This window comes from Leptospirales bacterium, assembly GCA_019694655.1.
Classification (GTDB): Bacteria; Spirochaetota; Leptospiria; order Leptospirales; family Leptonemataceae; genus SSF53.
The window spans coordinates 1-23396 of the sequence record JAIBBN010000001.1 but is presented as its reverse complement, the minus strand read 5'-3'; the positions used below and the strand labels follow the sequence as shown (position 1 = coordinate 23396).

The window sequence follows — 23396 nt, the reverse complement described above, 5'->3', positions numbered from 1 at the left end:
TCTATTTGTGGCCCCGGCGCTGCGAATCATGGGCCATGCGTAACGCTGCCGGCGCCGGCAATCGGCTCCTACTTCTTTTGATCCTGTTTCTGGACCTGGTCGGGTTCACCGTAATCTTTCCGCTCATTCCGCGCTTGCTCACGCACTACCTGGAGGAAACGCGCGCCCAGGGCGTGCTCTGGCTCGACGCGCTGGAGCGCATCATGCATGCTGTGCCCGGCGCACAGACCGATAATCGCGCGGCCATTGTGCTGCTTGGCGGCGCTCTCTCTGCGGTCTATGCCTTGTTCCAATTCCTGGCCGCCCCCTACTGGGGCAGGCTTTCCGACCGCATTGGGCGCCGGCCGGTCTTGCTGTTGACCAGCACTGGCCTTGCCCTCTCGCATCTGGCCTGGCTTCTGGCCCCCAATTTTCACTGGTTCATTGCCGCCCGCCTTTTCGGGGGATTGATGGCCGGCAACATGGGCGTCGCCAGCGCTGCCATGGCTGATATCAGCGCGCCCGAGCAGCGCACGAGGGCCATGGGTTTAGTGGGCGCGGCCTTTGGGATGGGCTTTATCCTGGGTCCGGCGCTGGGCGGCCTTTCAGCGCGCCTGGATGCCGCCTCGATGCCGCTGGTCGGAACGCATCCCTTCGTCTGGCCAGCTGCACTTGCACTGCTGCTATCGCTGAGCAGCGCGGCGCTCAATGCCCTGTTTTTTGTGGAAACACGCGCCGGAAAAAGCAGAGGTCATTGGGTGGAGCATCCGATCCGCGCGCTGTCCAGCCGTCTGCGTCGACCTGGCCTGGGCCCGATCCTGGGACTGAATCTGCTCTTTATATTTGCATTCTCCGCCTTTGAATTCACCTTCACTTTTTTCTTCGACCTCGCTTTTGGTCTCAGTCCCTTTCAAATAGGCATGGTATTTCTTTACATTGGCGTCGTACTGGTTCTTGGTCAGGGAGGCCTGGTGCGCACGCTGAGCAAGCGCATGCCGGCGCTGCGCATCTTGCGCATCGGATTGCTGCTCCTGCCGCTACCGGCGGCGCTGCTGGCATTTACGGCGCCGGACTGGCCGCTGGCAATGCTCTGCCTGCTTCCCATCGCCCTGGGCTCGTCGCTGGTTCAGCCGGCCGTCGCTGGCCTGACCAGTCTGGCCAGCGAGGAGCAGGAGCAAGGTTACAATCTCTCACTCTTGCGATCGGCGGGCTCGCTTGGACGCTTTGCCGGTCCGGCCATCGGCGCGTTGCTCTATTTCTACTTAGGCGTACGCAATGCATATGCCGTGCTGGCTTTGCTGATGGCAATCGCGCTGGCGCTCTCGCTGAAACTTCCTGAGTTCAAGATGCCGGACGGAGAAGGCCATGGCAGCTAAGCCTGCAGCGTTGCATCTGCTGCCTGTTCTCCTCGCTGTGAGCGTTATTTCCTGTCAGCCGCGGCTTTCCCCGCAGCCAGATGCCAGCGATTCCGCCTGGATCGTTAGCCAGCTTGCTTCCAATTCGGCAGGCGGCCGGCTCTCTGGCGATATCAGCGGACGACGCGCCGCTCAATGGATCGCCGACTTCTATCGGCAGCATGGATTTTTTCCGGCTTTTGGCGGCAGTTTCATGCAATCATTCCCCTTTGACGCCGGCCTGATCCCATCGACGGAAAGTATGCTGCAATGGCAAAGTTCCTCTGGCACAGTGCAAATCCCGGCCCAGCCCTTTCCGCTTTCGGCGCCAGGCAAACAGAGCGGCAAGGCCGTGTTCCTGGGCTTCTGTCTGAAAGATGAGACGCAACAGCGCGACGATTTTGCCGGGCGTGATCTGCAGGGAGCAATTATCTTCTGTCTGCGCTACGCGCCTGGCGGACGGGGGAATTCACAATTCGTTCGCTCGATGAGCTTCAACGAAAAGTACCGTGCAGCGCGCGCGGCCGGCGCGGCGGCCGTTGTCTTCTTGAATTTGCCTGCTGGCCCGCCCGTCGAGCCTGGCGCCTTTGCCCCGCGCATTTCCAGCGGACCGCCGGCGGTTTTTGTCGAATCGGAATTGCTGGAACAATCGTTGCCCTGGTTGACCTCGGCCAGCGCTGATGATCGCGTCCTGGAGCAACGCCTGGGCCAGCGGCTTGGCCCGGCCACGGTTCGCTCGGAGTATGCTCTGCGACGTCAGCAGGGCCGCAATGTCGGCGCCTGGTTGAGACCGCCGCGCGAGGGACAGCGCAACATCATGATTGCAGCGCATTTTGACCACCTTGGCTACGGAAACTTTGCCGCGCTGGATCAGAGCAACGCTGTCCACCCGGGCGCCGATGATAATGCCTCCGGAGTCGCTGCTGTGATGGAGGCCGCCGGCGAGCTACAATGGCGCGACAACCAGCACAGTGACAGTGCGGTGGCCGCCGAAAGTAATGTACTGTTCATCCATTTTGACGCCGAGGAGCGCGGCCTGTTGGGCGCCACGGCCTTTGCAGCATCTCACGAATTTCGCAGCGCTTCTTTTGCTGCAATGCTCAACCTGGATATGGTCGGCCGACTGCGCAAGGGCAAGGGTCTGATGTTGCAGGGCGCCCAGAGCGCAGACCCTTCCTGGCGTGCGGCGATTGAGCATTCTTTTCAGAACGCCGGTTTCCCCGGCGCACTGGAACTGCGACTGCTGCCGGGCGGCAGCGGGCCAAGTGATCACAGCGTCTTCTATGCTCGCCACATTCCGGTGGCGATGTTCTTTACTGGCGGCCATCGCGAGTATCATACCGCTGCCGATCGTCCCGATACGCTCAACTACGATGGCATTGCCAGGATTGCACAAATGGCCGCCAACCTTGGCAGCGCTGCCAGTCGCCTGAATCCGGCGCCAGTATTTCAGCGAGCGCCGGCGGAGCCTGCGCGCAGCGGCTTTGAATTCAAACTGCGTCTGGGTATCATGCCGGCTAACTATGATCGCCGCGGCGACGGCGTTGAAGTCGGCGACGTCCATCCCGAGGCGCCGGTGGCGCGCACCGGCCTGCGTGCTGGCGATCATATTGTCCAGCTCGGAGATGTCGAGGTGCGCACCATTGATGACTACATGCGCTTCCTTGAGGACGCCCGCGGCGGTCGCAGCTACCGAATTGTTTTTGTCCGCGACGGACGTCGTATCAGCGGCGAAACCGCCTTGATTGCCGGTGAGGACTGATCGTGGCGCGGCGACCAACAACCGGGCCGCTGTCAGTAGCGCCGATGATGGATTGTACCGACAGACTATTTCGGCAGCTGTTCCGTCAAGTCAGTCAACGCACGCTGCTCTATACCGAGATGCTGCACTGTCGCGCCGTTCTGGGTCGCGATCGCCAGCGACTGCTGCGTTTTTCGGAGCAGGAGCATCCCATTGCCCTGCAATTGGGGGGCGACTCGCCGCGCGAACTGGCTGAAGCGGCTCGCATTGGCGCCGATGCGGGCTACGATGAAATCAATCTGAATGCCGGCTGCCCCAGCGAACGCGTCCAGAGCGGCGCCTTTGGGGCCTGCCTGATGGCGGACCCGCAGCGTTGTGCGGAACTGGCGGCCGCCATGCGCGCTGCGGTAGCGCTTCCGGTTACCGTAAAGCACCGCACAGGTATCGACAGTCTGCAGGGTCTCCCGGCTTTGCTGCGTTTTGTTGCCGCTTTGCGCTCCGCTGGCGTAGACCGGGTGATCATCCACTCCCGCATTGCAATTCTCAGCGGCCTCAGTCCGCGGCAGAATCGCAGCGTTCCGCCGCTGCAGTACGAGCTTGTGCACGCCGTCAAGCAGGCCTTTGCAGATTTGCCGGTGGAGATCAATGGCGGCATAACCGACCTGGATGCCGCCGCCGAACAGTTGCGCATGGTGGATGGCGTTATGATTGGGCGCGCCGCCTACAACAATCCCTGGATCTTTGCCGAAGCCGACGCTCGATTCTATGATAGTACAATACAATATGATTCGATCGAGCAACGCCGCCGATCGTTTGCCGGGTACATGCTGCAGTTGCTTGCAGAGCTCAAGGCGCCAGCGGAACAACGGGCGCTGCTGCGACATGCAGCTGGCTTTTTTCACGGCATTCGCGGCGCTGCTCAATGGCGCCGGGCGCTGAACGCCGCAGCGCGCAGCGCCGATCCGGCGGCGCCGCTGCAGTCTGCGCTGAGCTACAGCATATCTGCATTGGAGCCAACTGCCGCACCCTCGCGGCAGTCAGCTACAGCTTGAGGCTTAGATATAGGTGAGGCGACCGCTGAAGCGGCAGCGTTTGGCCAGCTCGATGTGCGGGGCTGCGATGTCGCCATTGAGCGTGGCCGTTTCGGCGACGGAAATGAGTTCCGAGGCGGTTATGTTGCCATTCAAAGTGCCGATGACCTGCACAGTGCCGCCGCGGATATCGGCGCTGACGTCTGCGCCTATGCCAATGACGACTGTCTTGCCGCTGGCCTCGATGCGCGATACGTTGACCTTGCCGTAAATCAGGAGGTCGTCTTCCGCTACGATGTCTCCGCCGTTCAGCGTGATCGTCTTCAAGAGGCGGATCTGTCGTTTTTGTGTTTCGATCATGTGTTAGTACCCCGGGATGGAAGCTCCCGGGGCCAGAAGGAGATCAACCGATCGATTTTGGAAACTCTTTTCGAAAACGACCGGCAACTTCACCAGTTCTTTTTGGCGCTGAAAACGTCTTTGCTGAGCCGGGAGAAACTGAAACGAGGCTTGCGGCTGGCCGGACGGGCGGCAACCATCGCCGGCTGTTTGGTGAAGGGATTCATCTGCATGCCGGCCTTGCGCGCCTTTACTTCGCGAAAGGCCAGAGTTCCAAGAAACGGAACCTTTACGCGTTCGCCGCCAGCTGCAGCTACGGCGCCCTTCTCGAAGGCCGCTTCCAGCGCCAGCTTCACATCGCTACGCTTGAGCTTCACCTCGCCCTTGCGAGTTACTTCAGCTGAGTCCAGAATACTGGCCAGAACCTCGTCGAGGAAGGAGAACTTCCCGCTGGAGCTTCTTGAGCTTGATTTCTTGGATGCTTTCTTGGCCGTTTTTTTCTTTGCCATGCAGGCGATCTCCTGTCGTGGCGTTACCAAAGCGAGTACTTCAAGGAGGGCAAGAATATTTTTTGGTCCAGAGAAAAGGGCCGAAAATCACTCAATTTCGTAGACTCGCGCGCGCGAAGCTCCGGGCACTCCGGACCGTTGGATTTGCTCCAGGGCGGCCTGTGCAGTCGCGGCGCTTCGAAAGCAGCCGGCGAAAACATTCTCCAACTCGCGGCGTCCTGCCGCCCCCACCCGAAAAGCAGCGCCGCGCTGACGGGCGGGTTCCTGAACTCCCCTGCAGGGCGTCGTCGCTACGCTTTCCAGGCCGGCAATGGCATTCAGCCGATCGCTAAGCCTCGCCGCCTCGCTACTACGAAACGATCCCAGTTTGATGATAAAGCGTCCGGCTTCTGGCTGGTTGGCAAGTACGCTTTGGGCGCCGCCTGGTCGGTCATTGACAGCAGCCGGTTGCGGGGCAGAGCGCTCCGGGGCTGGCGTCGCATGCGGCGGCGGGGCTGAGTTTCGTCTGCCGTCGGGATAGCGGACTACGGTCTCGTCCAGGTTTTTCAAGCGACCAATCTGGATGCCGGCCACCAGTCCGAGCGTAAAGATCAGTATTCCGCCGGCAGCAAGCGCCACAATGCTACGATTGCTGCGACGCAAGTCCAGAGCGGATGAAGGCGCGGCGGGCGCCTCCGGCAGGCTACGGATGGATGATGCGCGCCGCAAGCGAGGACTGAAATCCACATTCTGCATGGAAAAAATGCGCGGCCTCCAGAGAGCAGAGGGTCCAGGGAAATTATCGGTCGAAGTCCGACGCTCGCCGAAAATTTACCAATGAAGGGCCGCAGGAGCAGCAAGGCGCCACGAGGGGCCGGTCTGAAATGGATGCTGCCCTTTCTGCTGACGCTGAGCGCCTGCCAGCCGCAGCCAGCTGAGACGGCTCTGGTCACAATTCGGTTTCAACTCACGCAGTACGAACCGCTAAGCCGCGATCGCCAGGCGCTGCGCAATGCAGCCGTCGCCGCGGCGGCCGAAGGGAAGACCTACTTTCTGGTCAGCGGCTTTGCATGCGACACCGGCGGCTTCGCTGCCAGCCGATCCATTGCCGATCGTCGAGCGCGACGCGGGGCCGAGATCGTTCTGGCAGAAGCTCAACGCGGCGGAGTGCAGGCGGCAATTGCATCAAGCGCCAATGGCGCCGTTCTTATTGAAACGCCAAGGGAGCCGCACCGTCGCATCGAACTTCGCGCCTACGCCAGCGCCGCCGACCTGCGTCTTGCGCTGCAGGCGGCTAACCAGGCTGCGGCCGATGCCAATCGGCGGGCGCAAACAGGCGAGAGCGCGGGCCGGGAAGCGGGACCGCCCTTCTGGATCTGGCTTCTGGTCGCTCTGTTGATTGCGGCCCTGGTCGTACTGATCGTCGTCTGGCTGTTGGCTGGCAAGCGCGACGCCAAACGCTTGCGGCATCAGCTGAGTGTGGCGGAAGCCCAATCGATCGCCGCGCTTACCGGAGGTCAGATCGTTCCACTGGCGGCCGCCGAACCCGAAGCGGGCGAAGGCGCGCGCCACGGCCGTCTGACTCGCAGCGAAGGCGTTCGCGGAATCATGAATCAAATGAGGGAGAAAGAAGCCATGGCGGCAAAGAAGAAGAAAAGCGCAACTCGCGCGGCGAAGATTACGCCAATTTCCATTCGGGGCGCAGTGGACAAGCCCTTTGAGTCCATGACGCTCAAACAGTTGGCCGGCAGCCCGGTGCATGCACTGGAGGGTCTCACCCCGCGGCATGCCCGCTTGCTGGAGGAAGCCTTTGGCATTCGCAATCTGGAAGACCTGGCGCGCTTGAAGTATGTGGAAATTGCACGAGCCATTTGCCTTCTGGCGCAATACGAAGACTGAGTGGGAACTACCTCACTCCTCAAGCGAAAAGGGCGTGAAGCGCGTATCGCGATCGTAATAGTCCTCGTTTTCAACGCGCTTCAAAAAGCGTACGGCAATGTAAGTGACCGGCGTCATCAGCGCCTCGACGCCCACTTTGAGAAAGTAATTCACGATCATTACTTCGAAGACCTGGGCCGGCGTCCAGAGGGCCCAAAAGGCCAGCGGATAAAACAACAGCGAATCGACCGCCTGGCCTACGATAGTAGAGCCAATGGTCCGTACCCAGAGAACGCGGCCTTCCATCCGAACCTTGATCTTTGCCAGGACAAAGGAATTGGCAAACTCCCCGGCCCAGTAGGCGATCAATGAAGCCAGCGCAATGCGCGGCGTCTGACCGAGAACAGTAACAAAAGCTTGCTGATCGTTCCAGCCCGGCGCAGGCGGCATAGCCACAACGATCGCGCTCATCAGCGAGGCAAAGCCGAGGCCGGCAAATCCCGCCCAGACCACGCGCCGGGCGCGAGCATAGCCATAGACTTCAGTAAGGATATCGCCAAAGATATAGCTGAAGGGAAAGAATACGACGGCGGCGCCGAAGGTGAAGCCAAAGAGCTGCGAAATCTTAGGCGCGCCGATTACGCCGGAGCACACCAGGACGATCACAAAACCGGCCATAACCAGGTCAAAGTAGCGGTAGTGACGTCCTTCGGGCTGCATAGCGATGGCTCAGGGCGCAGCCTGCTTCCCATTCGGCAAGCGCGAAGTCCGCCAAGATTGCGAAAACGAACGGCCTCTGCTTCCGCGCTTGACAATTCGGCGACGCAACCTATACTTCTGATCGAGGCCACGCCATCAGTAGCATCAGCGGCAACGTCCAAGATCTCAAGAGCAATCAACGTCAGCGCCTGGAGCGCCTGGCCGATCGTCGGATCCGCGGCAATGCCGTCATTACACAGGAGTTTGCTCGCGCCCTCGGCGAACTTTCACGGGAGATCGGACGCCAGCTTGGCGTGTTGATCGACCGCTCCGGCTACATTACACACCTGATGGTAGGCGACGCGGGTCGCATTTTCATTCCGGAGCTGGACCGCTCGCGCGCAGCGCGCCTGCGAGGTTTGCGCCTCGTGCACACTCACCTCCGGGGAGAAGAACTCAGTCAGGAAGATCTCTACGACCTGACCTTGTTGCGCCTGGATTACATCACGGCCGTGGCTATCGACGAGGAGGGCCTGCCCGCTCGGTTCCACAGCGCTCACCTTATGCCGGGCCAGGCGCATGGTTATATCAGGGAGGAACCTGCCCTGCCCGGCCAGTTGCCTGAGAATCTGCGCGAAACCATTGAAGACATGGAGCGCGCCTTTCGCGAACACGACGCTCAGCTGAAACGCGCCAGCGGCGCGCCGCGAGCATTGCTGGTTGGCGTGTATACGCCGGCGATGCGACGCCGCCGCAATCCTGAACAATCGCAGGCTGAACTACAAGAGCTTTGTCGCACCGCAGGCGTTGATGTAGTCGGCGCGATCTCACAGCGGCGCAACGCCCTGGATCCCTTGACGCTCGTCGGCTCCGGAAAGGCGCGGGAGATCTCCATCGAGGCCGTGCAGCGCGACGCGGAGATGATCCTCTTCGACCTGGAACTGAGTCCGGCGCAGGCTCGACGCTTTTCACAAATCACGGACTTGAAGATTCTGGATCGAACCCAGCTGATCCTGGATATCTTCGCCAGAAATGCGCGCAGCCGCGACGGAAAGCTGCAGGTTGAGCTGGCGCAGCTGCGCTACCTCAAGGGACGACTGTCCGAAAAGGACGACAACATGTCGCGCCTGACCGGCGGCATTGGCGGCCGCGGACCCGGGGAGACCAAACTGGAGATCGGACGGCGTCGCGTGAATGAGCGACTGGCTCGCCTGGAAAAGGAACTTGGCGGACTACGCCAGCGGCGCGAGTTGAACCGTCGAACGCGCGCTGATAATGATATTCCCGTCGTTTCCATCGTTGGCTACACGAACGCTGGCAAGTCGACGCTGCTCAACGCCCTGACGCGCAGCGAGACGAGGGCCGAAAACCGCCTCTTTGCCACGCTGGATCCCACGACGCGACGCGTGCGTTTTCCAAAAGAGCGGGAAATCATTCTGGCCGATACGGTCGGCTTCATCCATGACCTGCCGCCGGAACTGGGACGCGCTTTTCAGGCCACCCTGGAAGAGTTGCGCGATTCCAGTTTGCTTCTGCATTGCATCGATGCGGCCGACGATGCGCGCGAACAAAAGATCGCGGCCGTCGAGGAAATTCTTGGCGACCTGGGCTTGCTGGGCATTCCAACCATTCGCGTTTACAACAAATGCGATATGCTTGATGCCGACGCGCTGCGCTTTCTGGAACGACCGGGAGACGCTTTGATTTCCGCTCAGGCTCGTCGCAACCTCGATCATCTGCTGGAAGTCATTGAAGCGGCGGTCTTTGCCGCGCGTTCAAAAGCGACTGGCGCAGCCGGCCAGGCGCAGGGCGAAGATTTACAATTGGCGGATAAGAGCGAGAATCGAAGGCCGGGTCGGTTTGGAGCCACTTCAGGAATTGCTTGAAGAGATGGAGTCGGTGCGCGCCGGCGAAAGCTGGCAGCTAGAACTCGACTACGCGCTCGAATTGCTTGGAACGGATCGTCAGCGCTACTACCGCTTCCTCTACTCTCGACGGCATACGCCTGGCTGGTCGGAAGAGCTTGTTGATTTTTTCGGTCCGGAGAATGTCGCCGACCTGGTAGATTTTGCCGCCGCCCTGGGCCTGCCTGGCGCTGCCGCCGCCTTTCAGAGCGCCGGCTTCCACTTTGAAGAGGAGCGTCTGCTGGAATGGATTGAATTCTTCCAATCAGTCAGCATGAGTCGCATGCAAAGCGACGAAATCGACCGCGATCTTCTGGAGACGGCCGTCGCAGGCTGCCAGCGTTTTAGCGACGCCGCCGAGTTCTATTGTTTGAGTCGATTTGATCTGGACGAATACGTTCGCTTTGCCAGCGGACTCTACCTGAAACAGCTGCATGTACAGGACCACCACCTGAGTCGTGCGTTGTTGCATGGCTATCTCGGAGAACAATTCAAACGACGTACCATGCGCTGGGAAGACGTCTGTCTTGGGTTGTATGATCGACTGCGTCAGCGCGCCGAATTCTGGGAAATCCCAATCGTTGACGCCGACGAACGTCGTCTCTTACTTCTGCCTCCGGAATTGAGCGCCGCTTTACGCGAAATGGAATACTCCGGATCAGAACTGCCTGATCGCGAAGATCTGAAGCAACGCTATCGAACGCTGCTGAAAAAGTACCATCCGGACGTCAATGCCATGGGCAAGGACCGCTGCCAGGCGATCATCGCCGCATACGCCCACGTTATCAGCGTCTACCCGGACCAGGCGCGCCGCTAGCGATCCAGGCCGGGGAACAGCGCCAGGCCGTTGTCCATAGGAGCGCGTCCCAAAACCCCATCCGTAGGGTTTTGGGACCGGCTCTAAACCAGATTGTCGGGGATTGAACAAAAAATTCTACCCAGGGCGGCGGGTTGTTATCTAATCTGCAGGAGAACAGTCATGGATAGCGCTCCAGCAGCCAGATGTATCTTCCCGCGGCTCCTGCTAGTCGTGGCGATGGCCGGCCTCTCCCCGCTTTCCCTGAACAGCCGGCCGCAAGATGCAGACGGGCAGATCAAGGAAGCCCTGGAGCAGGCGGGCCGGAATCAACAGCCACTGATGCTCGACTTTTATGCTGATTGGTGCGGCTACTGTCGGCGACTGGTGGAGGATGTTTATCCCAATCCGGTCGTCCGCGAAATCAGCGTTCGATTTTTGCAACTGCGCGTAAATGGCGATCGCTTCCGGGCCATCAGCCGTCGCTACCGCGTGCAAGGATTTCCCACGCAGGTCTTCTTGAATGCCGACGGCAGCGAGATCGATCGTATCGATGGCTACTTGCCGGCCGGCGAATTTGCCCGCCGTCTGCGGCAAATCTACGCACGCAGTGCAGCCGCCGCCAGCGGCCTACAAAATGCGGGAGGCGCAAGCTCCCCGGACGATGCCGCCGGTCTGCTGGCCCGCGGCGAGACGGCTTTTCAACGCCACGAATGGCAAGTCGCCTACGATCTTTTTATGCAGGCCCATCGTCGGGCGGAAGCGGGAGCAACAACGCTGCGCCAGGAAGCGCTGTTCAATGCCGCCGTAAGCTCCATGCAACTGGATCGCGACCAGCAAGCAGTCTCGTTGTGGAGCGCCTATTTGGCGCTACGACCGCAGGGCGATCACCAGCATGGTCTCGCGCGATTGTACCGGGCCAGCAGCTTCCATGCCCTTGGACGCAGCGCCGATGCACGCGCCGACCTGTTTGTTGCATTGCGCGCGCTGCGGCCCGGTCGCGAGCGCCAGCAAGCGGAGATGTTGCTTGCCGACCTGCACTGAGACCGTGGCCTGACCGACATGGAACCGGTTGAGTTTGCAAGGGCGCATATCCGCTCCATGCAGAGTTACACGCCGGGGCTGCAGATCAACAGCCCGGATGTCATCAAGCTGAACAGCAATGAGAATCCCTTTCCGCCTTCGCCGGCGGTGCTGCAGGCGCTGCACAACGCGATCGATCACGATCACCTGGAAAAATATCCAGATCCTCGTTCCAGCGCGCTCCGCAAGCGATTGGCCGAAGTGTATGGACAGCAGGCCGAACGCTGCATTGTAACCAACGGCTCCGATGAAGGGCTGAGCCTGCTGTTTCGGACCGTGCTCGAACCAGGCAATGCAATGCTCAGCGCTCGCCCAAGTTATTCGCTCTATCCAATCCTGGCGGCAATGCAACAGGCGCGGCATATTGAGGCGCCGTTAGGTGAAGACTGGCGGATGGATTTTGTAGCGTTGCGTCAGCTCAGCCGGGAGGCCCGACTTACGATTCTTGCCAATCCCAATGCGCCCACTGGCATCGCCGAAGATCGCGAAGCACTGCTGGATTTTGCCGGCCAGAATCCCGGGTTGACGCTGATTGATGAAGCCTACGTAGCCTTTGGCGGACAGAGTTGTGCCGCCTTTGCCGGAACGGAAAGCTACCCGCGGCTGTTGGTGATGAACACTTTCAGCAAATGGGCCAGCCTCGCCGGCCAGCGCATCGGCTGGATGTTTTCGCATGCCAGTTTGAATCAGCAATTTGATAAGCTTCGCGATTCTTACAACGTAAGCCGACTGGGCCAGGCGGCGGCGCTGGCCGCGCTCAACGACGAAGCAGAGCAGTCACGCCGCCTGCACGCGATCCGGGAGAACCGCGACCGCTTTGTCAGCGAGCTTGCCAGCCTGGGCTTTGACACGCTGCCTTCGAGCGCCAACTTTGTCTTCAGCGAGCCGCCCGATTCGATGCGCAGCGGCTTGCTTTCTGCACTGCAGGTACGCGGTGCGGCGGCCCCGCCGGAGGCCAGCTGCGCCGAACTGATCCTTTTGTTGCTGCGTACCGAGGACATTCTGGTGCGCTATTTTCGCGAAGCGCCCTGTCAGAAGCGCATACGGATTTCCATTGGAACCTGGCCGCAGATGGATCGTATCCTGCGGCTGCTCTACAGCCTTTCACGCAACTGAGAAGCGCCCTCGCGCAGACTCTAGCCCGGCATTGACAGAGCGACCGCACCCCAAAAAAACTGCCGTCAGCAGCCGTCCAGTTGCGTCCTTGTATTCAGGCAGGATCCTATGCTCCATACCATTCCGGAAGCGATCGAAGAAATCAAACAGGGCAAGTTGATCATCGTGGTCGATGATGAAGACCGCGAAAACGAAGGCGACTTTGTCACCGCCGCCGAGAATGTTACGCCGGAGATCGTGAACTTCATGGCCACTCACGGGCGAGGATTGATCTGTGCGCCGCTCACCGATTTACGCTGTCGTGAACTCAATCTGCAAATGATGGTCCAGGAGCAGGCCAATACCGCCGCCTATGCAACGCCCTTTACGGTGTCCGTTGATTTGCTCACTCACGGAAATACTACCGGCATCAGCGCCGCCGACCGCTCGCGGACGATTCGGGCGCTCGTCGACGAAACGACGCGACCGGAGGATCTTGGTCGACCGGGGCACATCTTTCCGCTGCGCGCTCGCGATGGCGGCGTCTTGCGTCGCGCCGGTCATACCGAAGCGGCCTGCGACCTGGCGCGGCTGGCTGGCAAGCAGCCGGCCGGCGTGCTGGTGGAAATCATGAATGAAGACGGCTCCATGGCGCGTCTGCCGGACCTGCTGCAGATAGCAGAAAGGTTCCAGCTCAAGATCGTTAGCATCAAGGACCTGATTGAATACCGTCTGCGCAATGAGAGCCTGATTGAGCGCGTCGAAGAAGTCGAGATGCCAACCGAATACGGTTCTTTTCGACTGCGCGCCTATCGTCAGAAAAACAGCGACGAGATTCATCTGGCATTGATCAAGGGCGAATGGCGCGAGGGCGAAGCGGTGCTGGTGCGCGTTCATTCCAGCTGCGTTACCGGCGATATTTTCGGATCGTGTCGCTGCGACTGCGGCCAGCAATTGCACGCTGCGATGCAGATGGTCGAGCAAGCCGGACAGGGCGTGGTGCTCTACATGCAACAGGAAGGTCGCGGCATCGGTCTGGTCAATAAGCTGCGCGCTTACCGCTTGCAGGAAGGCGGCATGGACACGGTCGAAGCGAACCTGAAGCTCGGTTTCAAGATGGACGAACGCGACTATGGAGTGGGCGCGCAAATCCTTAAAGACCTGGGCGTACAGCGCATGAAATTGATCTCCAACAATCCCGCAAAGCGCGCTGGCATCACCGGTTATGGACTGGAAATCGCAGAGCGCGTCGCGCTGGAGACGCCGCCCAACGTGCACAATGCCAATTACTTACGCACCAAGCGCGACAAACTGGGCCACGAGATCCTGCGCAACAGCTGAGCCAGCGACGCATCTGCGTAGCGCTACGGAGACGCAGGAACATTCTGTCTCCATCTTGTAGCACTCTGCAAATGTGAGGCGGCGCCTCCGCGTTGCACGCTTCGTTTTTTGTAATTCGATTGCGCATTAGCTTGCAGCTCCGCAGGCGGTTAAAACTGCTGCGAGGGTTGTCCGGCAGAATGCAATGAAATTTGATTCGCAATCGCAAATTCTAAGGGGGCTCATGTGAAGCTCTTGATCGTCGATGATTCCAGTATCATCCGCCGCGCTGTGCAGAAGTACCTGGACGAATTTAAGCTGGAGATTGTCGGCGAGGCCGGCGACGGCAAAATCGCGGTGGAGATGTTCCGCAGCCATTCGCCGGATCTGGTCACAATGGACATCACAATGCCGGAAATGGACGGGCTGGCCGCGCTGGAAGCAATGCGCTCTATCAATCCTGCCGCCCGTATCTTGATCGTCACCGCACTGCGCGATAAGGACACTGCGCTGGAAGCATTGCAGAAGGGCGCCAGCGGTTTTCTGGGCAAACCCTTCACTGCAGAACAGTTGCGCGGCGAGATCGCCCGTTTGATCCAGGAGGCCTGATGAAAGACGTCGATCTGAAGATCTTTGTTGAAGGAGCGGTGCGCTACTTTTCGCAGATTGCCGGCGACCGCGTGGAAATGGCGGTTCCCTTCTTGAAAAAGCCAGGCGAAACCGTGGCCCTTGATTGCACGGGCGTCATTGGCATTTCCGGCAATCGCAAAGGCATGATCTATTTCACCTCCGGCAATGCGATGCTTGGCGAACTGGTGCATTCCATTCTGGGCGGCAGCGGCGACGACGCAGCAGCGCGCATCGACCTGGCCGGCGAGATTGCCAACACCATTGCCGGCAATGCTCGCGAACAATTTGGAGCGGACTTCATGATTTCCATTCCGGTCGTCGTCGAGGGCGCCCTGAAAAATATCACCACGCCCAATGACGTCCCCGTGTATGTAGCGCCCATCAAATGGCGAAGCTACACCGCCTATCTGGTCATAGGAATTCAGTGATGCAGCTGCCCGTTGAACTGGACACCAATCAGGCCATCGAGATTGCGCCCGATGTATTCTGGGCCGGCTACTTCATGGCCGATGAGGCGCTGCATTGCAATCCCTACCTGATCAAGAACGGCGAGGATTCCATCCTGATCGATCCCGGTTCGGTTCCGGATTTTCCCGTCGTCGGACGGAAATTGTTTTCGATTGTGAAGCCGCAATGGATCAGCACGATCATATTGAATCACCAGGACCCTGATCTTTGCGCCTCGGTTCCCATTTTCGAAAGCCTGCGCGGATCCTATGACTATCGGGTGATCGCCCATGCCAAGACGGTCTACTTGCTGAAACACTATGGAATACAGGGCGAGTTCTATCGCATTCAAGAGGACTACCTCCACTACACGACGCCGGGCGGCCGCGAGCTACAATTCATTGTGACGCCCTTCGCCCATTTTGCGGGCGCCGTTATGACCTATGACATCAAGTCGCGGACGCTCTTTACCGGAGACATTCTGGGCGGCGTCGGCCCGGACTGGGAGCTCTACCATACGGAGGCGGCCTTGAAGAATACCATCGCTTTCATGCAGGGCTTCATGCCCTCCAACGTTGCTTTGCGCTACGCGCTGCAGAAAATCCAGAGCGTGGATGCCGAGGTCTACGCTCCGCAGCATGGCCAGGTTATTCCGCGCGCCCAGTTGAATTCGATTGTCGAGGCACTGTGGAACCTGCCTTGCGGTTTGGATTTAATCGATGATCCAATGATGCAGAAGGCCAGGTCCGCCTGATCATGGCCTCCTTGCTGCATGTAGCAAGCGATCCGCGCTACGCGCGCGATGAAGAGTACTACCGGGCGCTGGGCGAAATCACGCTCTACAAGCACCGCGAAAAGCTGATCAATGAACTCCTGACCTATCTGGCCAGCGTCATCGGCGATCTGGAACGAAGCGAACACCGCATTCGCGCTATTGTCGATACGGCGGCGGATGGCATCATCAGTCTGGATCAAGCGGGGCGCATCCAGTCGGCCAATGCGGCGGCAGTCCAGATTTTTGGCAGCGACAATGGACGGGTCACGGGGCGGGAACTTGCCGAATTCTTTGCAGATGTAAAGGAGTTTGGCGAAGCCTTGCGTCTGGCGGCGGAGAGCGGCGCATCCAGCCGCGAGCTGCGCGGGCGTCGCGTCGATAGCGCAGTTTTTCCGGCGCACCTGGCAATCGCCCGCCTGCAATTTGAGGGCAGTCTGATGTTTACGGCGATCGTCCGCGACATCACTGAACAGAAGCAGGCCGAACAGCTGGTCGCTCAGGCCGCCGCCAAGCAGGAAACGGACAAAATTCTGAACGCTATCGATCAGGGCCTCTTCCTGATCTACCAGCGTGAAGGAGATTATTTTGTGAGCGGGCAATACTCGCAGGCGACAGCTTCTTTGCTGGGCGAGGATCCGTCGGAGCGCGATTTCTTGAAGCTGATTTCCGCGCATATTTCGGAAGCGGCGTTGAAAAGCGCACAGAGTTATCTAAAGCTGATGTTTGACCAGAAGGTCTTCGCCGGCAGTCTGGAGCAGCTCAATCCGCTGTCTGAAATTTCCTTCAGCCATGGCGCGCCAGGCGAAGCCCCGGAATCGCGATTGCTGCGCTTCAGCTTTCGCCGAGTATCGGAAAACGAATCGATCGCCCACCTGATGGCTACGGTCATCGATGTTACTGCCGAAGCGGCGCTGCGCGAACAGCTCAAGGCCAATGAGCGCAAGGCCCAGTCGCAGATGGAGCTGCTCTTCCGTATTTTGCACGTCGATTCGGCGATGCTTGCAGAGTTCATCGATGAGGCGCGCATCGAGCTTGATCTGATCGATGGCATCCTGAAAGAGGCCGACAACAATCGAAGTCTGCCTGCCAGGCTGCAGGCGATCTTTCGCTCCGTGCACAAGATAAAAGGCGACGCCGACCTTCTGGGACTGGAATTTCTGGCGCAGCGATTGCATCAGGTGGAAGAAAAGGTTTCACAGGCGATCCGCAAACCAGACCTGAATGCCGGCGATTTTTTTCCGTTCCTTGTGGCCTTTGGCGAGATTGTCGGTTTGATCGACGAAACCAGCCAGCTGACCGAACGCTTGCTGGACTTTCGCGATCGCTTTGGCGAAAGGCAGCCACAACGAGAGGGAACGGATACCCTTCAGCGCTCTTTTCAGGGCCTTGTACAGAAAATCAGCGAAGAGCTGGGCAAGCAGGTCAGTTTTGACTGCAGCGCATTTGAGGCCTCGCTGCTGGCCAGTGCGCAACGTATGCCTGCCAAGGGGCTGATCGTCCAGCTGCTAAAGAATGCGCTTGCTCACGGCGTTGAAAGTCCCGAGGAACGGCTGAAAGTTGGCAAACCACTGCCGGGTTCCATTCGCCTGAGTTCTGCCATTCATGACGACCGCCTGGAAATTTCGGTTAGCGATGACGGGCGCGGACTGGACCCGGCGCGTTTGCGCCGCGTCGCTGTTGAATCTGGACTGCTCAGCACGGCGCGCGCCAGCGAACTCAGCGATCGTCAGGCGGCTGCCCTGATTTTTCGCTCAGGCGTTTCCAGCGCTGAGAAGGCGCACCTGCATGCAGGGCGCGGCGTGGGCATGCCGATGATCCGTGAAATTGTGCGCGCCATGGGCGGCAAGCTGCGACTGCGTTCGTCGACCGGGCGGGGGCTTACGGTAACGGCTTCGCTGCCGCGCCTGGCAGCGGATTCACCGGCGCGCCAGCCGGCATGAGCGGCGACGGCGGGGTCGCAGGCGCCGACGCGGCCGGCGATGTACGGATCTCTTTCATATAGAAGATTTCGACCTTTTGCATCTTGCCACGAACGCGGTCCAATCGAACTCGCTGCAAACGAACGCGATCGCCCAGCAATCGGCGTGTTTCTCCGTCCAGCAGGATGTCTACGCGCGCCATCTTGGCGATCGACTCCAGGCGCGCCGCTAGATTCACAGAATCGCCAAGCACCGTAAATTCCATGCGTCGCACGGAACCGGTGTTTCCGGCAAAAACTTCGCCGGTGGCAATGCCGATGCCAAATTCCACGGGCGTCGGCAGGTAGTCGGGACGCACTTCATTGAAGACCTGCATGTAAGAACGCACCTGCTCGGCACAGCGCACGGCATTCATAGCGTCATCGCCGGTGGCAGTGGGCACGCCAAAGGTGGCCAATATGCCATCGCCGATCAGCTTGTTCACCGAACCATGATTGCCATAGATCAAGTCCATAACATCAGTATGGATCATACTGAGAAATTCGGCAAAGACATCCGGGTCTAGCTGCTCGGCAATGCCGGTGGAGCCGCGCAGATCAAAAAAGAGCGTAGTAGCATTGCAGCGTTTGCCGCCGAGCCGATCGGAGATTTTCTTCTCCAGCACCTGGTCCAGGATATCTCGCGAGAAGAAGCGCTCCAGAGTCTTTCGCTCTTTGATGCTCTTTTTCAGGGCCTCGACGGTCTGCGCCAGTTCGAGTTCCACGCTCTTGCGATCGGTGATATCGCGATTGCTGCCGCGACGTCCAATCCACTCCCCGTCCGAGGAGTACACCGGCTGGCAGACATGCTCCAGCCAGCGCACCTCGCCATCCGGTCGAATAATGCGATAAACCAGAGCAAGGGGATCATCGCGCTCGCTGTCAAAACTGCTCAACAAGTGTGCGCGAACCTTTTGCTGATCCTCTGGGTGTGCGATTTCCACCACCAGTCTGGGGTTCTCCATGAAATCTTCGGGACTGTGTCCGGTAATGCGCTCGCACGAAGGCGAATTGTAGACAACACGACCGTCAGCGCCCAGCCAGTATTCCCAGTCGTATGTGAAATTGGCAATGGTGCGGTACTTCAGCTCGCTATCGGCAATCTGCCGCTCCATCGCGATGCGCTCGGTTATATCGCGCCCCAGAATGACAAGGATCTGCCGGCTGCCATCGGCATTGAACATCGGCGCCTTTAATACATCAAAAGAACGCGAGCTGCCATCCGGCCGGACGATGGTCTCGTCGCCGCGAGTCAGCTCTCCCGAGCGCCAGGCGGCTTCGTCGCTTGTTCCGCAATACTCCAGCGCCGGACCGAAAAAAGGAACCAGCGCCGCCAGTTCCAGGTCGCTCTTTCCCCTGTAATCTTGATTCTCAAGATCAAAAATTCTCAGGGCCTGCGCATTGGCCAACAGCCAGCGACCCTGACCGTCTTTGACAAACACTGCGTCCGGCATCGCCTCCAACAGCGTATCAAGGATTTCGTTGCTCATAGCTCAGTAGCAGTACGGGGGAATCGTTTCGTGCTACTGTCATAGTATCAACAGTAACCGTTTCTGTCCAGAAAGGATCGCCCGCTTATTTTCCAGAAGATTGCAAAATGCGCAGGGCAGCCTCGCGCAGCTCCGGCGCCACGGAGACTGGAATCATCCCGCTGGCATCCACTTGAACCTCTGCTCGTTGGCCCAGACCGAGACTGCGGACTGATTCCGGACGGAGCTTGTCTTTTCCCAACCATTCGCCAAGGGCCCCGATCATGCGCCGATGCAGATCAGCAATCTTGGCCTCCGCGCCCGCCCGACGGTAGTAACCGTAAGCCAGCAGCGGCAGCCTTCGTTCGTACATATAGTAGTCGCCCAGCCGGATCAGGCCGTCCTTGTAAGCGGCCCGCGTAAACAAATCGCGCGCTTTCGTATAGTCGCCTTCGTTGAAGGCCTGGTTGCCCTGTCGAACCAGTTCGGCGCGCTGCGAAGAATCCATATGCTTCATTTTCGGTCGGGCGGCGGGACGACTGCGCACATTTTCAGTAGCTCTGCTGCAGTCCAAAAGCCTCGCGCCCCGGAACCGGCCGGTAATCGAGATCAGGATACAGGCGCTTCAGACCCTCGGCCACCATCTCGGCGATGGCCAGCGGCGTATGCATGCCAGCTCCCAGATCATTGGAGCCGGCATCTACCAGCACAACCTTGACCCCATCGACTTCTTCTACGCACTTGATGTGACCGCCATGATTGGGCCGAAAGGCGAAGGGTTCGCGTTCCAGCTGCTTGGATGTTTCAAGGTGCGGCTTGGTGCCAATGGTGAAGTACATCGGTTCGTGGCTGCTGTCGCGCGGAATAAAGGCCACATAGGTCATGTGTTTGCCGCTATGCAAAGAGCGCAGCGCCTCGCCAAATCGTTCCAGGCGCACCTTATTCCAGTCGGTCTTCTCGCGATGACGACCAATGCGGAAACGATGCTGGATGGTCACGAATAGCGAGCGCAAGCTTTCCTTCCTTTTCCAGTCCTTAATCTGCGAGGGGGAAAAGGCGCGGCGCACAAATTGCGTTATTTCATTGCGCAACTCTGGATGTTCTTTGTACAGACTCCAGCCGGATAGAGTATCCAGAGCCTCGCGAGAAAGCGGATCTTCGCCAAATACTGAATCATACTGATACAATTGCTCGCCGGGACCGGGTCGAATGATACCGGCCTCTGCCAGGTACTCATGTTGAACCAGATCGATGACATCCTCGACCACGAAGCTCTGGCCGTCTTCCTGCAAGCGAACAAAGCGTCCCTGCTGATCCTTGCCGGGCGCGCGCCGGCGCACAATTGCGCCGGACTGCAATTGCTGGAGTTCGGCAACCGGCGTAACGCAATCGGGCAACTGCTCCGCCTCCGGCGCCGTCTCCTCCACAGCGTCGACGCCGCTGCTGAAGCCGCTGGCCGGCGGGGCCGATTCATTTTGCAAGCCGTCTTCCTCTGCCATGGACCAGTCTGCACATTTCGCTGTGCAAAGGTCAAAGCAAAAGAGGCTGGCGACAGAAAGAAGCGGCGGCTACTCATCCAGGGGCGAGGATAAGACAATGCTCAATTGGTTCACCCGGCGCCGCTTGCAGGCGCACGGAAAGGGCTTTCAGTTGCGCGGTCTGCTTGCGGCGCGTCAGCAAACCCGTCGCTGCCTGCAACAGATTGCCAGATCCATTGCACCGGGCATGCTGGAAGCGGAGGCTGTAGCCATGGCTGAAGCGCTGCTGCAGGAGTCTGGCGCGGAGCGCTGCTGGCACCCTCCGCAGGTCCGTTTCGGTGAAAACACGCTGCTGGCCTGCGGAATGCGATCGGCGCCGGATCTTCGCCTGGATAAGGAGGGAATCTTCTTTCTTGATATCGCTCCAGTGTTCGATGGCTTCGAAGGCGACGCTGGCGATAGCTTTGCAGTGGGAGAAAACGAAGAACAGCGCCGCTGTGTACGCGATGTACGCCGGATTTTTGGCGAGGTGCGCCGGCACTGGCTGCTCGGTCGCATCAGCGGTCGCGAACTCTATCAGTTGGCAGCGGAATCTGCGCGCCGACGAGGGTGGCAATTGAATCTGCAAGTGGACGGGCACCGCATCTCAATGTTCCCGCATCATCATCATTTTCGCGGCAGTCTTGGCGATATCGACTTTGTCCCCGACTCCGGCGCCTGGGTGCTTGAAATTCAGATTCGGCACCCCGCGGCAAAGTTTGGCGCATTCTATGAAGACCTGCTGCTGGATGATGAAGCTGCGACTTAGCGCAGATAGGGAACATATGCGCGATCCGATTCCATGATGTGGTGAGTCAGCCACTCAGTCAAGAGCGTCATCAAGCGCGGCCCCAGAGTGGGGTCGCCCTGGCCAAGGGCCTCGCGAAACTCGAGAGCGCGATCACGAAATGCTTCATGTTCTGCTGTGTGCTCTGTCGCCTGGGGATACTTGCGTTTGGCAAATAGTTCTTCTTCGTAGTGAAAATGATTCACTGTGTATTCCAGCAGACCGTCCACCAGCCTGGCAATGTCTTCGGCCTCGCTGCCAGATGACATCGATCGATACAACTCATTGATCATCTGCACCAACCGCTGATGCTGCGCATCGATTTCAACAATCCCCAGCACAAAGAGCGGGCTCCAGGGCAGCAGATCGCCGTCTTTGAGCCGGAAACGTGCGCTCATTCCGGACACCAGCGTGCCAGTCATCTCGATCTGGTGGATGCCGCGAACCAGCATATCGGAGGCGCGCGCCAGCGACTCGGCATCCAGCGAAAGCGATTGCACAGCATCGACGATCTCTTCAATAGCCGCCTTCTGCTCCGCGGCTGCCTGACCGATTCCGGCGCCTTCCTCAAAGACAGTACGCGCCGCACTGTCGGCGTTTGCAGCAAATTGATCTACCATCTGTCCCGCTTCTTGCGCTGCGGTAAACTGAACGCGCATGGCGCCGGCGCTGGTCACGATCTCACGCAGCGCGATTTCGATTTTACGCCCAGCCAGTTCCGCGCCTTTGCTTGTATTGCGCGTGTCGTCGGCCAGGCGATTGATTTCGCCCATCCGCCCGGCAGTCGTCCCGGCCAGTTTGCTGATCTCATCGGCGACCACGGCAAAGCCTCGCCCGGACTCGCCGGCGCGCGCCGCCTCAATGGAGGCATTGAGCGCCAGCAGCGTCATCCGTTCGGTCACTTCGGAGATGAATGCGGCAATGGAAGCCACCTCGCGCGCATTGCGCAGGGCGTGCGAAAGAGATCCAGTCAGCGTACTCAGATCCGACTCGCTGCCGGCGGCCTGCGTTTCCAGGCTGCGCGCTGTCCCCGCGCCTTCGGCCAGGGCGCTGTTCGCACTGCGCACCTGCTGGCGCAGCTCTGTAGTGTGCGCTGTGATCTGTGCAATGTTCTTCTGTTGTGCGCCTACGGAATCGGTGATGCTGTCTACGGCCGCCAGCACCTGTTCCGAGGTCTGTGTCAGTTGCTCGGTAATTGCCGCAGCATTTTCGATGCTGCCAGAAAGTCGTTCGGAGGCGTTACGCAGTTCTGCCAGCAGCTGAGCCAGGCCGCGGGCTACGTCGCGCAGCTGCACGATATTTGAAGAAAGTCGATCGAGGAAGAAGTCCAGATGACCGCCGAGGAATCCCAGCTCATCGGTGGCAACCAGTCCAGTCCGCTCCGACAGAGCCTTGCCTGAAACCGCCTGTCGCGCCCAGGGCGTCAGCGCCCGGAGGTCCTGCGCCATGCGCCGCTTTTGCAAGAAAATGAATGCTGCTGTAAGGCTCTGCAGACCGATCGCCGCAAGCAAAAGCGGGAAATGCCAGGCATTCAGCAGGATCGCAGCCATGCTCAGTACAATCCCGATCAAGGAAGTGACGAGCGCCAACAGGGCATTTCTACGAAACATCTTTTAGCAGTTTACAAGCATTCCTCCGCCCTGTCAATAATTGCCAGCGCCCTGGCGCCGGCCAACTGAGGGCATCCGGCGGTCCAATAGATCGGCGGCTCAGGCCGCGCCGCTGCCCGGCAGCCGCGCCAGAACGTAGCGGTACTTTCCCTGGGCGCTGCGTTTGCCGGCTTCATTGAAGAAGTCGCAAACAAACTCCAGCTGCCTGCCGCGCTTTCGAAGAAGGCGCGCCTCGGCGCGCACCGTGTCGCGATCCACGGGCCGCAAATAGCGAATGGAAGCGCTGATCGTCAGCATTCGTTCGTCGCGATGCTCCACATGAAACATGCACATAATGGCCGTAATGGTGTCGCCCACTGTAAACAGGCAGCCGCCGTGCATCAGGCCATGCAGGGCGCGATTTTCCTGCGCATAGGGGATTGTAGCAGTCGCCTGCTCCGGCGCCAGACTGGACAGA

The 23396-nt window shown here is 59.4% G+C and carries 23 protein-coding genes; 14 read left to right on the top strand and 9 right to left on the bottom strand.

Annotation, left to right across the window (positions count from 1 at the left end):
- Positions 1-35 precede the first annotated feature (35 nt).
- From K1X75_00115 to dusA, 3 genes are read left to right on the top strand one after another with little or no spacing between them, the layout of a single operon-like run.
- Positions 36-1355, top strand: a complete 1320-nt coding sequence (locus tag K1X75_00115) for an MFS transporter (protein ID MBX7056437.1) — start codon at positions 36-38, stop codon at positions 1353-1355.
- Complete coding sequence (locus K1X75_00110; GenBank protein ID MBX7056436.1) at positions 1345-3135, top strand: M28 family peptidase; 1791 nt, start codon at positions 1345-1347, stop codon at positions 3133-3135. Before K1X75_00115 ends, K1X75_00110 begins: the two co-directional genes overlap by 11 nt.
- A 2-nt stretch (positions 3136-3137) precedes the next feature.
- Positions 3138-4166 carry a tRNA dihydrouridine(20/20a) synthase DusA gene (gene dusA, locus K1X75_00105; GenBank protein ID MBX7056435.1) on the top strand — a complete coding sequence of 343 codons (1029 nt, stop codon included), beginning with the start codon at positions 3138-3140 and terminating at the stop codon, positions 4164-4166.
- 3 nt (positions 4167-4169) lie between these two features.
- Here dusA and K1X75_00100 read toward each other — a convergent pair whose 3' ends face one another.
- From K1X75_00100 to K1X75_00090, 3 genes are all read right to left on the bottom strand, one after another.
- Entirely contained in the window at positions 4170-4505 is a 336-nt protein-coding gene (locus K1X75_00100; GenBank protein ID MBX7056434.1) for a polymer-forming cytoskeletal protein, read from the bottom strand.
- Positions 4506-4594: 89 nt separating this feature from the next.
- Positions 4595-4993 (bottom strand): HU family DNA-binding protein, encoded by a 399-nt coding sequence (locus K1X75_00095; protein ID MBX7056433.1) that lies wholly within the window; start codon positions 4991-4993, stop codon positions 4595-4597.
- An 87-nt stretch (positions 4994-5080) separates the two neighbouring features.
- Positions 5081-5728, bottom strand: a complete 648-nt coding sequence (locus K1X75_00090; GenBank protein ID MBX7056432.1) for a hypothetical protein — start codon at positions 5726-5728, stop codon at positions 5081-5083.
- 930 nt (positions 5729-6658) lie between these two features.
- On the opposite strand from K1X75_00090, the gene K1X75_00085 reads away from it, so the two are divergent.
- Positions 6659-6871 carry a hypothetical protein gene (locus K1X75_00085; protein MBX7056431.1) on the top strand — a complete coding sequence of 71 codons (213 nt, stop codon included), beginning with the start codon at positions 6659-6661 and terminating at the stop codon, positions 6869-6871.
- A gap of 12 nt (positions 6872-6883) precedes the next feature.
- Here K1X75_00085 and K1X75_00080 read toward each other — a convergent pair whose 3' ends face one another.
- Positions 6884-7570: a queuosine precursor transporter gene (locus K1X75_00080; protein ID MBX7056430.1), complete on the bottom strand. Its 687-nt coding sequence runs from the start codon at positions 7568-7570 to the stop codon at positions 6884-6886.
- Between the two features lie 134 nt (positions 7571-7704).
- Here K1X75_00080 and hflX point away from each other — a divergent pair, with 134 nt between their 5' ends.
- The 9 genes from hflX to K1X75_00035 all read left to right on the top strand — a co-directional run bounded on the left by hflX (position 7705) and on the right by K1X75_00035 (position 17539).
- Positions 7705-9435 (top strand): GTPase HflX, encoded by a 1731-nt coding sequence (gene hflX / locus K1X75_00075; protein MBX7056429.1) that lies wholly within the window; start codon positions 7705-7707, stop codon positions 9433-9435.
- Positions 9410-10270, top strand: coding sequence for a hypothetical protein (locus tag K1X75_00070; protein MBX7056428.1), 861 nt, complete (start codon positions 9410-9412; stop codon positions 10268-10270). Before hflX ends, K1X75_00070 begins: the two co-directional genes overlap by 26 nt.
- Before the next feature lie 162 nt (positions 10271-10432).
- Entirely contained in the window at positions 10433-11293 is an 861-nt protein-coding gene (locus tag K1X75_00065; protein ID MBX7056427.1) for a thioredoxin family protein, read from the top strand.
- Between the two features lie 18 nt (positions 11294-11311).
- Positions 11312-12448 carry an aminotransferase class I/II-fold pyridoxal phosphate-dependent enzyme gene (locus K1X75_00060; GenBank protein ID MBX7056426.1) on the top strand — a complete coding sequence of 379 codons (1137 nt, stop codon included), beginning with the start codon at positions 11312-11314 and terminating at the stop codon, positions 12446-12448.
- 108 nt (positions 12449-12556) lie between these two features.
- Positions 12557-13768, top strand: coding sequence for a bifunctional 3,4-dihydroxy-2-butanone-4-phosphate synthase/GTP cyclohydrolase II (locus tag K1X75_00055; GenBank protein MBX7056425.1), 1212 nt, complete (start codon positions 12557-12559; stop codon positions 13766-13768).
- Between the two features lie 225 nt (positions 13769-13993).
- Complete coding sequence (locus K1X75_00050) at positions 13994-14356, top strand: response regulator (GenBank protein ID MBX7056424.1); 363 nt, start codon at positions 13994-13996, stop codon at positions 14354-14356.
- Entirely contained in the window at positions 14356-14805 is a 450-nt protein-coding gene (locus K1X75_00045; protein MBX7056423.1) for a chemotaxis protein CheX, read from the top strand. Before K1X75_00050 ends, K1X75_00045 begins: the two co-directional genes overlap by 1 nt.
- Positions 14805-15578 (top strand): MBL fold metallo-hydrolase, encoded by a 774-nt coding sequence (locus tag K1X75_00040; GenBank protein MBX7056422.1) that lies wholly within the window; start codon positions 14805-14807, stop codon positions 15576-15578. The genes K1X75_00045 and K1X75_00040 overlap by 1 nt, the downstream gene beginning before the upstream one ends.
- A 2-nt stretch (positions 15579-15580) precedes the next feature.
- Positions 15581-17539 carry a PAS domain S-box protein gene (locus tag K1X75_00035; GenBank protein ID MBX7056421.1) on the top strand — a complete coding sequence of 653 codons (1959 nt, stop codon included), beginning with the start codon at positions 15581-15583 and terminating at the stop codon, positions 17537-17539.
- Here K1X75_00035 and K1X75_00030 read toward each other — a convergent pair.
- The 3 genes from K1X75_00030 to K1X75_00020 form a co-directional block, all read right to left on the bottom strand.
- On the bottom strand, positions 17478-19046 hold the full coding sequence (locus K1X75_00030) for a PAS domain S-box protein (GenBank protein ID MBX7056420.1): 1569 nt from the start codon (positions 19044-19046) through the stop codon (positions 17478-17480). The genes K1X75_00035 and K1X75_00030 overlap by 62 nt on opposite strands.
- A gap of 85 nt (positions 19047-19131) precedes the next feature.
- A complete protein-coding gene (locus K1X75_00025; GenBank protein ID MBX7056419.1) occupies positions 19132-19533 on the bottom strand; it encodes a hypothetical protein in 402 nt (133 codons plus the stop codon).
- Between the two features lie 43 nt (positions 19534-19576).
- Complete coding sequence (locus tag K1X75_00020) at positions 19577-20524, bottom strand: hypothetical protein (GenBank protein MBX7056418.1); 948 nt, start codon at positions 20522-20524, stop codon at positions 19577-19579.
- Between the two features lie 97 nt (positions 20525-20621).
- Here K1X75_00020 and K1X75_00015 point away from each other — a divergent pair, with 97 nt between their 5' ends.
- Positions 20622-21311 (top strand): aminopeptidase P family protein, encoded by a 690-nt coding sequence (locus tag K1X75_00015; GenBank protein MBX7056417.1) that lies wholly within the window; start codon positions 20622-20624, stop codon positions 21309-21311.
- Here K1X75_00015 and K1X75_00010 read toward each other — a convergent pair.
- Together K1X75_00010 and K1X75_00005 are read right to left on the bottom strand one after the other, a co-directional pair.
- Positions 21308-22939, bottom strand: coding sequence for a bacteriohemerythrin (locus K1X75_00010; protein MBX7056416.1), 1632 nt, complete (start codon positions 22937-22939; stop codon positions 21308-21310). The genes K1X75_00015 and K1X75_00010 overlap by 4 nt on opposite strands.
- A 99-nt stretch (positions 22940-23038) precedes the next feature.
- The coding region (locus tag K1X75_00005) for a PaaI family thioesterase (GenBank protein MBX7056415.1) at positions 23039-23396 on the bottom strand (358 nt) is incomplete at its 5' end.